Genomic DNA, 13,665 nt, shown 5'->3' with positions numbered 1-13,665 from the left:
GGCAGAGCCCGACGCGACCGCGGCGTCCTCCCGCTCGCCCCAGAGCCGCGGGCCGTCCGGGCCGGAGGACACCAGCAGGAGGCCCGACCGGTCGGTGCGCGCGGTGGCGGTTCCGGAGTGGGCCAGCAGCTCGAACGCCCGGCGCGTCGGGTGACCGTACCCGTTGTCCGCCCCGACCGACAGCAACCCGAGCTGCGCGCGGATGCCGTCGTAGAGCGCCGCGCTCTGGTCCGCCGACCCGTGATGCGCGACCTTCACAACGTCGACCGTGCCGAGCCCGCCCGGCGCCTGGAGCTCCTCCTGCTCGCGTTCGCCGAGGTCGCCGAGGAAGAGCCCGCTGAGGCCGGTCCCCGCCGTGCGGACGACGAGGCTCCCGGGATTCCCGCTCAGCGCGGTCTCCCCCGGGCCGACTGACGGAGGCCAGACGATCTGCCAGCGCAGCGCGCCGAGTGCGCCTTCCGTGCCCGCGTGGCCCTGCTCCACCGCGATCCCGGCTGCCGCCAACCGGTCGACGAGGCCGTGATCGGACGGCCGGCCGGCCTGGCCGACGATCGCGCGACCGGTCCGGCCGAGCACCGCGTCGGCGCCGCCCACATGGTCGATGTCGAAGTGCGTGAGGAGCACCCAGGCGAGCCGGGCGATCCCGAGCGTGTCCAGGCAGTCCGTCACCGGCTGGGGATGCCGCCCCACGTCGATGAGGCCGACGTGGTCTCCATCGCGCAACAGGATCGCGTCGCCCTGGCCGACGTCGCACGCGGCGTACACCCAGTCCGACGGCCGTCCCCAGGAGCGCCCCGCGCCGATCCCGCCGAGCGCTCCCGCGTAGACGGTCGCTCCGCCGAGGAGGCCCACCGCCGCCACGGCGACCACGACGCGCGGAAGCCGCGCACGAGCGGCGAGCACCGCGACCGCGACGAGGGTCAGCGCGCACAGCGCCACGCCCACGATCCCGTCGGGCCACGGCAGCGCCGCCCCGGGCAGGTCGGCCGCGAACCGGGCGACCGCCGCGATCAGGGCGGAGGGCAGCCACGCCAGCCACACGACTACCTGGCCAAGGGCGGGCGCCCAGGTCAGCAACAGGCAGGCGACGCAGCCCAGCACCGTCGCGACGGGAGCGGCCGGCTCGGCCACCAGGTTGGCCAGCACCCCGAACAGCGGCAGTGTCGGCGTCAGCAGGATCAGCACCGGCTGGCAGGCGAGTTGCGCGGCCAGAGGAACCGCGAGCGCGAACGCCGCACCCCGTGGCAGCCATCTCCCGAGGATGCCGGCGAGCGGCCGGGCGAGCACCAGAAGGCCGGCGGTGGCGAGCACCGAGAGCGCGAAGCCGTAGTCGCGCGCGAGCCAGGGGTCGTGGACGAGCAGCACGACGACGGCGAGGGCGAGCGCGGGGAGGCCGTCGGCGACCCGGCCGCGCGCGAGGCCCACGAGCACCACAGCGGCCATCGTCGCGGCACGGATCACGCTCGCCCCCGGCCCCACCAGCACGACGAACGCCGCCAGCGACGCGCCCGCCACCAGGATGCGGCCACGACGGCCGAGGCCGGCGAGGCGTGCGAGCAGAAACACGAGCCCGGTCACCAGCGCGCAGTTCGCCCCGGAGACCGCGGTCAGGTGGCTGAGAGCGCTCACCTTCATGGCGTCGCCGAGATCGGCGCCGACGTTGGTCTCGTCCCCGATCGCGAGGCCGGGCAGGAGGGCGCCGCCGTCGCCGGGGGTCGTGGCGGCCGCGTCGGCGAAGGCCGCGCGGACGGGCGATGGCCACGCGAGCCACCACGGCGGGGCCTCGCGGACCTCCGGCGCCGCGGTGCCGCGGAGAGTGAAGGTGGTGGCCTCCCCTGCATCGTTCGGGCGGACGCGCATACTGCCGGCGATGACCGTCCCGAGGGTGTAGGCGCGGACGGAGTGGGCGGTGCCCGGGAGGAAGACGGAGACCGGAACGCCGGCGTGGATCGGCGGGCGGGTCTCGCGAGCACGGCGGGGCGGTGCCGTGGACGCGGCAACGGTGGTGCCGCGCAGGCGCCAGCGCTCTACGCCGTCCAGCCCGGGGGAAGACCGCTTCGGGGCACTCTCGACGCGCAGCGCGACCTCGACGGTCCCGTGGTGGGTAGAGGCGGCGTCGAGCGTCGCGTCCGTGCGGCCCGGTGCGAGGGCAGCGATCGAGGCGGCGCCGAGCGCGACCGCTGCCAGGGAGATGGCGAGGGAGGGCCAGGGGCGGCCGGACGCCCGTAGCCGTGGACCCCAGGCGGAATGATGGAGCGCGCGACGGCCTCGCAGCTCACCGCGGCGACCGGCCAGAAGTCCCAGCGCCAACGCCGCCACCGCCCCCATTCCCGCGACAACCGCCACTCCCGGCATCGCCCCCACAACTCCCACCCCCACCCCGCAGCACACCCACAGCACCGCCGCCGGGATCGCCAGTCGCAGGTCCGGCATCAGACCGTCACCTTGTCCTTGAGGCCGTCGAAGAGCTTCTGCCCGATGCCGGTGACCTTGAGGAGGTCGGTCACCGCTGCGAAGCGGCCGTTCGAGGTGCGCCAGTCGACGATGCGCTGGGCCATCGCGGGGCCGATCCGAGGGAGGGACTCGAGCTGGGTGGTGGAGGCCGTGTTCAGGTCGACCAGTGCACCATCGGCCGCTGCCCCGCCGGCCGGGTCCGCGGGACCGTCGGCGAGCACAGGCTCCCCGACCATCGGAGCGCGCAGCTGCTCGCCGTCGTGGAGGCGGCGCGCGAGGTTCAGCCCCGCAGGGTCGGCTCCCTCCGCGAAGCCGCCCGACGCCTCCACCGCGTCGACCACGCGCGAGCCCGGGGCGAGCCGGATCAGTCCCGGCTTGTTCACCGCTCCGGAGACGTGGACGAAGAGCTCGGCGGACGACCCGTCCACGGCAGCGCCGGGCGTCGGCGCCGCAGACAGCGACACCGGCGGCGTGCCGGCCGCCAGCGGCAGCTCGCGCCCGCCGCTCAGCCCGGAGATGACCGCCGCCACGACGAACGCCGCGACCAGCAACACCGTCGCCGCCCCGATTCCGACCTTCAGCCGGCGCGACGGCGCTCGTTCCGTGTCCTCGTCCCGATGTCGCATCCCCTCACGCTACGAACGCCGCACGCGCACGAACGAGCCGAGAACGAATCAGTGGAAAACCGACGGCGGCGGCCCTCCTGTGGAGGACCGCCGCCGCGAAGCAACGAACACTACGAGAGCGTCAGCCCCGCGTCGCGATGTTCACCAGTCGCGGCGCCCGCACGATCACGTTCACGATCTCGCGGTCGCCGATCGAGCGGACCACGGCCTCCGACCCGCGGGCCAGCGCCTCCAGGTCGTCGGTTGCGATCTTCGGGGACACCTCCGCACGGTCGCGCACCTTGCCGTCGACCTGGAAGACGGCGGTCACCGACTCCTCGATCAGCAGCGTCGGGTCGGGCTTGCGCCACTGCACCAGCGCGACGGACGGCTCATAGCCCAGAGTCGCCCACATGTCCTCCGCCGTGTACGGCGCGAACAGGTTCAGCGCCATCGCGGTGACCTCGGCGGCCTCGCGGACCGCGGCGTCGGCCGGGCCGGCGGCGCCGTCGATCGCCTTGCGGGTCGCGTTGACCAGCTCCATCAGGCGGGCGACGACGACGTTGAACTTGAACGCCTCGATCAGCCCGGGGGCGTCGGCCAGGAAGCGGTGCGTCACGCGGCGCAGCGCCGGGTCGCCGGTCTTCCAGACCACGTCGGGCGCGCTCGTGACGTCGTGCGCCACGCGCCAGGCGCGCGCCAGGAACTTCGCGCTCCCGGACGGCGAGACGTCCGCCCAGTCGATGTCGTCCTCCGGGGGACCGGCGAACGCCATGGTCAGCCGCACCGCGTCGACGCCGTGCTCGTCCAGCTGCTCCGCCAGCTTCACTAGGTTGCCCCGGGACTTGCTCATCGCAGAGCCGTCCATCAGGACGAGGCCCTGGTTCAGCAGCGCGGTGAACGGCTCCGTGAAGCTGATCGAGCCCAGGTCGAACAGCACCTTCGTGATGAACCGCGCGTACAGCAGGTGCAGGATGGCGTGCGTCACGCCTCCCACGTACTGGTCGACCGGCGCCCACTTCTCCGCCTCGCGGGGGTCGAACGCCTGGGTGGCGTCGTTCGGGTTCAGGAAGCGCAGGAAGTACCACGAGCTGTCCACGAAGGTGTCCATCGTGTCCGTGTCGCGCTGGGCCGGGCCGCCGCAGTTCGGGCAGGCCACGTTGACCCAGTCGGTCGCCCCGCCCAGCGGGCTCGTGCCCTTGGGCTGCAGGTCCAGGCCCTCCGCAGGCGGCAGCAGCACCGGCAGGTCCGATTCGGGCACGCGGACCTCGCCGCACTCCTCGCAGTGGATGATCGGGATGGGCGTGCCCCAGTACCGCTGACGGGAGATCAGCCAGTCGCGCAGGCGGAAGTTCTTCGCCGGAGCGCCGAGGCCGGAGCCCTGCAGCGCCTCGGTGATCCGGCGGATCGCGTTCGACTTGCTCAGCCCGTCGAACGGCCCCGAGTTGGTCAGGCGTCCCTCACCGGTCAGTGCGACGCCGGTCTCGGCCGGGCTCTCCAGCGGGGCGTCCTCCGGCAGGATCGGCTCGCCGGTCACCGGGTCGGTGTGGATGATCGGGATGGCGCCGGTGACCGGCTGCGTCGTGTCCACCACGACTCGCACGGGCAGGTCGAAGGCGCGCGCGAAGTCCAGGTCGCGCTGGTCGTGCGCGGGCACGGCCATGATCGCGCCGTGACCGTAGTCGCTCAGCACGTAGTCGGCCGCCCAGATCGGGATGCGCTCCCCGGTCAGCGGGTTGACGGCGTGCCGCTCCAGGAAGACGCCGGTCTTCTCGCGGTCGGTGCTCAGGCGGTCCATCTCGGTGGTGCCGCGGACAGCCTCCAGGTACTCGTCGAACCGCTCGCGCACCTCCGGGCGCACGTCGGCGACCAGCTCGGCGGCCAGGTCGGAGTCGGGGGCGACGACCATGAAGGTCACGCCGTACAGCGTGTCCGGACGGGTCGTGTAGACCGTCACCGGCTCCTCGCGGCCCTCGATCGCGAACTGGACGTCGGCGCCCTTCGAGCGGCCGATCCAGTTGCGCTGCATCGACAGCACCTTGGACGGCCAGGCGCCCTCCAGCTGGTTCAGGTCGTCCAGCAGGCGGTCCGCGTAGTCGGTGATGCGGAAGTACCACTGGGTCAGCTTCTTCTTCGTGACCAGGTTGTCGCAGCGCTCGCAGCGGCCGTTGACGACCTGCTCGTTCGCCAGCACTGTCTGGTCGAAGGGGCACCAGTTGACCTGGGAGGCCTTGCGGTAGGCCAGGCCCTTCTCGTGCAGCTTCAGGAACAGCCACTGGTTCCAGCGGTAGTAGCCGGGGTCGCTGGTCTGCAGGACGCGGTCCCAGTCGAAGCTGGGCGCGTAGCGGCGCATCGACGCCTTCTGCTGCGCGATGTTGTCATTGGTCCAGCCGGCCGGGTCGAGGCCGCGCTTGATCGCGGCGTTCTCCGCGGGCAGGCCGAAGGAGTCCCAGCCGATCGGGTGCAGCACGTTGAAGCCCTGCTGCCGCCAGTACCGGGCGATGACGTCGCCCAGCGCGTACGCCTCGGCGTGACCCATGTGCAGGTCGCCGGAGGGGTACGGGAACATGTCGAGCACGTACTTGCGGGGACGCTTGTCGTCGGGGTCGGCCGTGGAGAACGGCTTCAGCTCGTCCCAGACCGGGAGCCAGGTGTTCTGGATCTCGGTGAAGTCGTAGTGCGCGCCGGCCTCGCGGACCGGTGCGGATGCTGCGTCGTGCTCGTGTGCCACTGGACTCTCTCTCGAATGTCGCCGCGGCGGGGAGGGGCGTCGCGACGAGAAGGCATCGGGCGCGCGGCCCGAGGTTCCAGGTTACTAAACGTTGGAGGGGTCCGGTCCGTTCCCGGGAGGGCGGAGGCCGGCGGCACGGAAGAGGGCGGCGGCCTTGATGGCGACCTCCTCGAGCTCCTCTTCCGGGATCGAGAGGGCGGTGATCCCGCCGCCCGCGCCGATCGTGACCACGTCGTCGCGGAACCGCAGGCTGCGGATCACCATCGCGACGTCGGCGGAGCCGTCCGCGGCGAGGGAGCCGAAGCAGCCCGAGTAGACCCCGCGCGGGCCGTGCTCCAGCCCGGCGAGGATGCGCATCGCGGACAGCTTGGGCGCACCGGTCATCGAGCCGGCCGGGAAGGCGGCGGCCAGCGCGTCCACCGCGGTCAGGCCGGGGCGCAGCCTCCCCTCGACCGTGCTGACGAGCTGGTGAACCTGCGCGTAGCTCTCGACCTCCAGCAGGTGCCGGACGCCGACGCTGCCGACCTCGCACACCCGCCCGAGGTCGTTGCGCATGAGGTCCACGATCATGACGTTCTCGGCCTGCTCCTTCTCGCTGGCCTCCAGCTCGGCGCGCAGCCGCAGGTCCTCGGCGACGGTCGCTCCGCGCGGGCGGGTGCCCTTGATCGGCTTGGTGCGGACGTGGCCGTCGGGGGTGACGAGGAGGAACTGCTCGGGCGAGGAGCTCACCAGGGACTCGCCGGCGATGCGGAGGAATCCGGCGTGGTGGGCCGGGCTGTCGCTGCGCAGGCGGAGGTGCACGGCGAGCGGGTCGGCGGTGGTGGCGGCCGTCGCGGTGTTGGTGAGGCAGAGCTGGTAGGCGTCGCCGGCGCGGATGGCGTCCTGGCAGGCGGCGATCATGGCGAGGTAGGCGGGGGCGGAGTGGCGCCAGGTCGGGGCGGCGTCGTCGACTACCGGATGCGCGGCCGCATAACGAGCCGCCGCTCCCTCCGCCGCGGCGAGCACGTCGACCGCTTCGCGCAACCACGCTCCCTCGAGCGTCGCATCCACCACGGTCGCCGACCCGTCCGCATGGTCGAACAGCACCATCCGGTCGACGTACAAGAACGCCGCGTCCAGCCCCGGCCCCGCCGCGTACGGCACCCCGAGCGCCGCGGCTCCGGCTTCGTAGCCGAGCCAGCCGATCCAGCCGAGCGGGTAGCCGTGCGGCGTGGGGGCCTGCTCCTGCCGCAGCGCCTCCAGGATGCCGCCGTCAACCCTCCGGCCGTCCACCGTCACCGTCCCCTCGGCCACCGACGCGGTCGCGAGACGCGTCCCCGTGCCGATGACGCTGCGGCCGGTCTCCGCGTCCGGGCCGCTGTCGAGCCAGACCGCGTCGCCGGTAGCGAACAGGGCCGCGAAGGCGTCGGCCGGGTCGACGGGGGCGCGCAGGCGGTGTGTTCGGGGGGTGGGGAGCACCGGACCAGTCTGCACCAGGCGGCGTCGACAGCGCGGCTCCGTTAGCCTGAACGGATGGACTCCTCGGCCACCCTCTTCGACTGGGCCGACGGTGCGCTCACTGTCCGCGACGACTGCGAGGTCGCGGAGACCGAGCTCCTCGCGGCCGACTCCTTCCTGGTGGCGGAGCGGCGCGTCCTGGCGCTCGGACTCCACCGGGAGCGTTTCGCTGAGACGGCGCGCGAGCAGGGCTTCCGCGACGCCGCCTCGCTGGCCGCGTTCTGGGACGCGGGCGTCGCGCAGCTTCCCGACGACGAGCGCTGGTTCCCGCGCTTCGAGCTGGTGCGGGCGCGGGAGGCCCTGCGGCTCCGCTTCCGGCTCCGCACCGCCCCGCCGCTCGGCTCCGACCTGGTGGTGGCCACGGCCGCGACCGACCCGCGCCGCGTGCCGCACCTGAAGGGCCCGGACATCGAGCGGCTGAACGCGCTCCGGCAGCAGGCCCAGCAGGTGGGTGCCCAGGAGGCGGTCATCCTGGACGACGGACGGGTGTCCGACGGCACGACCACGGCCCTGCTCTGGTGGCGCGGTGACACGCTGTGCGCTCCGCCGTTCTCGCTGGCGCGCGTGGACAGCGTGGCCGCGCGGACCGTCCGCGGGATCGCCGCCGCCCTCGGCGTACCGGTCGAGGAGGAGGCGGTGCGGCCGTCCGAGCTCGACGGCGTGGCACTGTGGGCGGTCAACGCGCTGCACGGCATCCGCGACGTGACGGTGTGGGTGGACGGCCCTGCTCTCGGCCACGACCCGGCGCGCACGGCGACGTGGCGTTCGCGCTTCGGGGCGCTGGCGCGGCCGATCCGCTGACGGGCCGGGCGCGCTCACACGAAGTGTCGACAGCCACGATCGTTCGCCGTGGTGTTCATCTCGCCGGGTGCCGGGGTTCACCCGAGACGCATACGGTTGCCGCCTGTCCCCCGAACGAGAGGCAACACTCCCATGCGTTTCACACGAACGAGACTCGAACTGGCCGCAGTCGCCGTGCTGGTCGGCGCTGCGGCGATCGGTGCGATCCCCGCAGTTCCGACGGCCGCGGCCGTCGGAACTGCCCACGCGGATGCCCATAGCCACGGGGATCGTCCCGATTCCGCCGATGGCGACCTCGTCACCGACGTGAATGCGGTCGATCGCAATACCGTGTGGGCCGAGACGGGGCGGGTCAAGCTGGCCTTCCCGACCTACCACACGGAGGGGATCGCCTTCAGCAAGGACCACATCTTCCTCAGCGCCGTGCAGATCCTCGAGCCCACGGTGAAGTACGCCTCACCTCAGAACGGCTACGACCGCACCCCGGGGAAGGGCATCGGTCACCTGTTCGTGATGGACACGGCCGGGCACCTCCAGAAGGACATCGTCCTCGGCGAGGGAGACATGTACCACCCCGGCGGCATCGACTTCGACGGCACGAACGTGTGGGTGCCGGTCGCGCAGTACCGGCCCAACAGCAGCGCGATCATCTACCGCGTCGACGCCTCCAGCCTCTCGGTGCAAAAGCAGTTCGAGGTCGCGGACCACTTCGGAGGGATCGTGTTCGACAAGCAGACCGGGCACCTGGTCGGTAACACCTGGGGTTCGCGCCGCTTCGCGACCTGGACGCTGGACGGCCACGAGATCTCGAGCTGGTCCAACCCCGACTTCTTCATCGACTACCAGGACTGCGGGTATGCGGCGGTATCGAAGATGGTCTGCGGTGGCATCACGAACCTCCCGCAGACGCCCGCTGCGGGCGGCGCATCCGCGACCTATGAGCTGGGCGGCTTCGCGCTGATCGACATCGGGAACCACGAAGTCCAGCGGGAGGTCCCCTTCCAGCATTGGTCCACCGCAGGGCACGTCGCGACCCGCAACCCGTTCAAGCTGAGCGCTGACGGAAACCGTCTCACGATGCGCGTCGCACCCGACAACGGCGACGAGGGCAACGGGACCGAGATCATCACCTACCAGGCGACCGTCGCACCCACGACCGGACGGTAGCCCCCGCAGAGGTGTGGACAGCCTCAACTCACGGCCGGCACGAGCGTGCCCGCCTCCATCCGGATGCGCCGCGTCACCAGCCCGTCCGGCACCGCGGTGTGCGAGATCAGCAGCACCGTGCGGCCGTCGTCCGCGGCCGTCGTGAGGATGTCGCGCACGATCCGGCCGGCGACGGCGGCGTCCACGTTGGCCGTCGGCTCGTCGACGACCAACACGGGGAAGTCCGCCAGCAGGGCCCTCGCGAGCGCGATCCGCTGCGCCTGACCGCCCGAGACCAGCGCGCCGCGCTCGCCGACCGGGCTGGTGAGGCCGCCGCGGGAGCGGGTCCACTCCCCCAGGCCGACGCGGTCCAGCACGGCGAGCAGTTCCTCGTCGGTGGCGGTGTCGCGCGCGAACAGGAGGTTCTGCCGGAGGTCCGAGTCGAACAGGTACGGCTGCTGCTCGACCAGTCCGACCACTCTCCGCACGTCGTCCTGCCGCACGCCGCGCACGTCCACGCCGTCGATCGCGTAGCCGCCGTCGAGGTCGAGGAACCGGGTCAGCACATGGGCGAGCGCCGTCTTGCCCGCGCCGGTCGGGCCGGTGAGCACCACCCGCTCCCCCGCCCGCAGCACGAGATCGATGGACTGGAGGACGGGCGCGTCCGCCCCTGGCCAGTACGCCGAGCGCAGGCTCAGCGCGACGTCGGGCGCCGATGTCACGCTCAGCGGCGTCGCGTCGGGCGCGTCCACCGGCACGCCGTCCGGGACCGTCGCGGGCACGGTGTCCGCGATCCGCTCGGCGCTCGCACGCACCCGCCGGAGCGCGCCGAAGGCCAGCGGGAGGGTGCCGAACACCTCGAACACCGCCAGTGGCAGCAGTGCGACGACCGCGAGGGTCGGGGCGTCCAGGTGGCCCGCCTCCAGCGCCGGGATGCCGGTCGCGAGCGCCAGCACGGTCGCGACGCCCGCGAGGAGCGACACGGCGCCCGCCGTCAGCCCGAGCCCGGCCGCCCGGGTCCGCGCCGCCGCAGTGAGCCGGGCGCTCGCCACCCGCACGCGTTCGCGCGCCTGGGGCAGCGCGTCGAACGCGATCAGGAGGTCGAGGCCGGTCACCAGCTCGTGCAGCGCAGCGGCCAGTGCGGCGCGCAGCGGGCTGATCCGGCGCTCGGCCGAGCCGGCCGCCCAGCGATTGACCAGGGTACCGACGGCGAAGGCCGCGGCGAGCGTCAGCAGCAGGACGACTCCGGCGGCGGGCAGCAGCACGAACGCGGCGACGGAGCTCGCCAGCACGGCGATGCCGCCGGACACCAGCGGCTGGACGACCCGCAGCGCGAAGTCGGGGAGCTCGTCCACGTCGTCCGCCAGCCGCGCGAGCAACTCGCCGCCGCGGGCCTTCCCGGATCCGCGGTCGCCGGCACCCACCCCGTCCGGGCCGAGCGGCACCAGGCGGGCGAACAGGTCCGCGCGAATGTCGCCGAGCCGGCGGAAGGCGGCGTCGTGACCGGCGAGCCGCTCCAGGTAGCGGAAGAAGGCACGTCCGAGCGCGAAGGCGCGCACTCCGACGACCGCCGCCGAGATGTACAGCAGCGCCGGCTGCTCGGAGGCCCGCGTGATCAGCCACGCCGAGACGCCCAGGAGGGCGACGGCGCTTCCGCCGCTCAGCGCGCCGAGGGCGATCGCCGCCCAGAGCCGGCGCGCCGGCGGCAGGGCCAGGCGGAGGATGCGGCGGGTCCGGTCGCGGTCGGCCAGGACAGCGTCAGAGGCGGACATCGGACAGCACCTCCAGCGTCACCACGTCATCGGCGGCGGCCACAACGGCCTCCCGGTGGCTGACCACCAGCACGGCCACCCCGCCGTCGGCGACCGCCCGCAGCGACACCAGCAGCGCCCGCTCCGTCGACGCGTCGAGGGCGGAGGTCGGCTCGTCCAGGATCAGCACCCGGCACGACCGCGCCCGCAGCCGGTACAGCGCCCGCGCGACGGCGACCCGCTGCGCCTGCCCGCCAGACAGCCCCGTGCCGCCGTCCCCGACCGGGAGGTCGGGGTCGAGCTCCGGCGAGGCGGCCGCGCGCAACGACGCGACGACGAGCGCGCGATCCGGCGCACGATCGCCGAGCGCGACGTTCTCCGCGATCGTGCCCGCCCGCAGCCCCGGCCTCTGACCGGCCCAGGCGATGGCCTCCCGTCGCCCCACCGCGTCGGCGCGGCCCCCCGCCGCGATCGTCCCGGTGTGCGCCGCGAACCCGAGTGCCGCGGCGACCAGGCTGGACTTCCCGGCCCCGCTCGGCGCGCTCAGCACCGCGAGCGTGCCCGGCCGCACGGCAGCGGTGAACGGTCCGACCACCGCGTGACCGTCGTACGACACGGCGACCTCCGAGAACACCAGCCCGGCCGCCTCCGCGCGGGCGACCGGCTCCGGCACGACGTCCTGCGCCGCGTCCAGCACCGCGAACGCCTTCGCCGCGGCCTCCATCCCCTCGGTCGCCGCGTGGTAGCTCGCGCCGACGTTCCGCAGCGGCAGGAACGCCTCCGGCGCCAGCAGCAGCACGAACAGCCCGACCGACAGGTCGAGCGAGCCGCCGAGCAGCCGCAGTCCGATCGCGACGGCGATCAGGGCGACCGAGAGGCTGGCCGCGAGCTCCAGCACGAAGCCGGACAGGAACGACATCCGCAGCACCGCCATCGTGCGCGCCCGGTACTCCTCGCTCACCTGCCGGATCCGCGCCTCCTGCCGGTGCTGGCGGCCGAAGAGCGTGAGCGTCGGGAGGCCGGCGACGACGTCGAGGAAGCCGCGCGAGAGCGTCGAGAGCGCCGCCCACTGCCTCTTCTGCGCCGCCTGGGTCGCCCAGCCGACCAGCACCATGAACAGCGGGATGAGCGGGAGGGTGAGCACGAGGATGATGCCGCTGGTGAGGTCCTGCCAGCCGATCACCAGCACGAGCAGCGGCATCGCGACCGCCGTGCCGATGAGCTGCGGGAGGTATTTGGCGAAGTAGCCGTCGAGCGCGTCCATGCCCCGGCCGGCGACGAGCGTCAGGTCGGCGCTGCTCCGACCGGCGAGGCCCTGCGGCCCGAGGCGGCCGTAGGCGTCGACGAGCTGCTCGCGGAGCTGCCCGACGACCGTCGCCCCGCCGCGCGCCGCCACGGACTCCGCCAGCCAGAGCAGCACGCCGCGCACGATCACCACGAGCACGAGCCCGGCGAAGAGCGCGCTCAGCTCGGCGAACGGCGCTCCGGCGATGGCCCGCACGACGAGCCGGGTGACAAGCCAGGCGAACGCCACCACGGCCGCGGTCTGCAGCACCGTGACGAGCGCGCCGGTCGCCAGCGTGATGCGGGTCGCGGCCGCGTAGCGGAGGAGGCGGGGATCGAGCGGGCGCACGTCAGGCGGCCACCGGTTCGGGATCGACGGGCTCCGCGGGCTCCCCCGGGATGCTCGCGCGCGTCACCCGCTTGCGGAACACCCAGTAGGTGAACGCCTGGTACGCCAGGATCAGCGGCAGGGAGATCACCGCGACCCAGGTCATGATCGTCAGCGTGGTCGCCGTGCTGGAGGCGTTGGCGATGGTCAGGCTGTTCTGCGGGTTCGGCGACGACGGCATCACGTTCGGGAAGAGCGCGACGAACAGCGACACCACCGCGAGGGCGATCGTGACGGCCATGAACGCGAACGACCAGCCTTCCGCCCCGCGCAGGTTCAGGATCCAGGACACCACGAGGGCGACGGCGGCCAGCACTGCGAGCACGAGCAGCGCCACCGAGAAGTGCGCGATCACGGTCCAGAGCAGGAAAGCCGCGGCCACCACGATCGCGAGGAGCCCGGCGCGTGCCGCCAGCGTCCGCGCCCGCACCCGGATCTCCCCGTCCGTCTTGAGCGACACGAAGACGATGCCGTGCGTGAAGAACAGCAGCAGCGTGGTCAGGCCGCCGAGCAGCGCGTACCCGTTCAGGAGGTCGAACAGCGTCCCGGTGTAGTTGTGCCCGTGGTCGAGCGCGACGCCCTGCACGATGTTCGCGAAGGCGACGCCCCACAGGAACGCCGGCACGGCCGAGCCGACGACGATCATCCGGTCGAACCAGCGCTTCCACTGCGACTCCGGCCGCTGGTGCCGGTACTCGAACGACACCCCGCGCAGGATCAGCGCGAGCAGGATGAGCAGCAGCGCCAGGTAGAAACCGCTGAACAGCGTCGCGTACCACTCCGGGAACGCCGCGAAGAGCGCGGCGCCGCCGACGATCAGCCAGGTCTCGTTGAGGTCCCAGACCGGGCCGATGGTGTTGATCAGCACGCGGCGGTCGGTGTCGTCCCTGCCGAGGAACGGCAGCGACATCCCGACGCCGAAGTCGAAGCCGTCGAGCACGAAGTAGCCGATGAAGAAGAAGGCGATGATGCCGAACCAGAGGACTGCGAGATCCATGTCGATGTGCT

At 73.0% G+C, this 13,665-nt stretch carries 8 protein-coding genes and 1 pseudogene; 2 read left to right on the top strand and 7 right to left on the bottom strand.

Annotated features, from left to right (window positions below):
* Positions 1-570 precede the first annotated feature (570 nt).
* From ACFRFH_RS10750 to ACFRFH_RS10735, 4 genes and pseudogenes are all read right to left on the bottom strand, one after another.
* Positions 571-1,860 (bottom strand): annotated as a pseudogene (locus ACFRFH_RS10750) (ComEC/Rec2 family competence protein); the annotation flags it as partial.
* A 572-nt stretch (positions 1,861-2,432) separates the two neighbouring features.
* Positions 2,433-3,080: a helix-hairpin-helix domain-containing protein gene (locus ACFRFH_RS10745; protein WP_382463000.1), complete on the bottom strand. Its 648-nt coding sequence runs from the start codon at positions 3,078-3,080 to the stop codon at positions 2,433-2,435.
* Between the two features lie 121 nt (positions 3,081-3,201).
* The gene (gene leuS / locus ACFRFH_RS10740; RefSeq protein ID WP_382462999.1) at positions 3,202-5,790 is read right to left on the bottom strand and encodes a leucine--tRNA ligase; all 2,589 of its coding nucleotides are present in this window, start codon (positions 5,788-5,790) and stop codon (positions 3,202-3,204) included.
* An 84-nt stretch (positions 5,791-5,874) separates the two neighbouring features.
* Positions 5,875-7,248, bottom strand: a complete 1,374-nt coding sequence (locus tag ACFRFH_RS10735) for an anthranilate synthase component I family protein (RefSeq protein WP_382462998.1) — start codon at positions 7,246-7,248, stop codon at positions 5,875-5,877.
* A gap of 54 nt (positions 7,249-7,302) precedes the next feature.
* Between ACFRFH_RS10735 and ACFRFH_RS10730 the strand changes: the two genes are divergently transcribed.
* Entirely contained in the window at positions 7,303-8,088 is a 786-nt protein-coding gene (locus tag ACFRFH_RS10730; RefSeq protein ID WP_382462997.1) for an aminotransferase class IV, read from the top strand.
* A gap of 132 nt (positions 8,089-8,220) precedes the next feature.
* Positions 8,221-9,255, top strand: coding sequence for a DUF6454 family protein (locus ACFRFH_RS10725; RefSeq protein WP_382462996.1), 1,035 nt, complete (start codon positions 8,221-8,223; stop codon positions 9,253-9,255).
* 23 nt (positions 9,256-9,278) lie between these two features.
* Here the strand turns inward: ACFRFH_RS10725 and cydC are convergent, their stop codons facing one another.
* The 3 genes from cydC to cydB are packed head-to-tail and all read right to left on the bottom strand — an operon-like array spanning position 9,279 to position 13,654.
* A complete protein-coding gene (gene cydC, locus ACFRFH_RS10720; protein WP_382462995.1) occupies positions 9,279-11,006 on the bottom strand; it encodes a thiol reductant ABC exporter subunit CydC in 1,728 nt (575 codons plus the stop codon).
* Positions 10,993-12,618, bottom strand: a complete 1,626-nt coding sequence (cydD, locus tag ACFRFH_RS10715) for a thiol reductant ABC exporter subunit CydD (protein WP_382462994.1) — start codon at positions 12,616-12,618, stop codon at positions 10,993-10,995. Before cydD ends, cydC begins: the two co-directional genes overlap by 14 nt.
* A 1-nt stretch (position 12,619) precedes the next feature.
* Positions 12,620-13,654 (bottom strand): cytochrome d ubiquinol oxidase subunit II, encoded by a 1,035-nt coding sequence (gene cydB / locus ACFRFH_RS10710; RefSeq protein WP_382462993.1) that lies wholly within the window; start codon positions 13,652-13,654, stop codon positions 12,620-12,622.
* Positions 13,655-13,665: the final 11 nt, after the last annotated feature.

The organism is Leifsonia sp. NPDC056824 (assembly GCF_042789575.1).
Taxonomy (GTDB): Bacteria; Actinomycetota; Actinomycetes; order Actinomycetales; family Microbacteriaceae; genus Leifsonia.
Note: the sequence above shows the minus strand (reverse complement) of the source record. Positions and strands in the feature narration are given on the sequence as shown.

What these genes read in the sequence shown, in the direction of transcription:
- ACFRFH_RS10745 (WP_382463000.1), bottom strand. Translation starts at nt 3,080, where the DNA reads ATGCGACATCGGGACGAGGACACGGAACGAGCGCCGTCGCGCCGGCTG.
- ACFRFH_RS10730 (WP_382462997.1), top strand. Translation starts at nt 7,303, where the DNA reads ATGGACTCCTCGGCCACCCTCTTCGACTGGGCCGACGGTGCGCTCACT.
- ACFRFH_RS10725 (WP_382462996.1), top strand. Translation starts at nt 8,221, where the DNA reads ATGCGTTTCACACGAACGAGACTCGAACTGGCCGCAGTCGCCGTGCTG.
- cydC (WP_382462995.1), bottom strand. Translation starts at nt 11,006, where the DNA reads ATGTCCGCCTCTGACGCTGTCCTGGCCGACCGCGACCGGACCCGCCGC.
- cydB (WP_382462993.1), bottom strand. Translation starts at nt 13,654, where the DNA reads ATGGATCTCGCAGTCCTCTGGTTCGGCATCATCGCCTTCTTCTTCATC.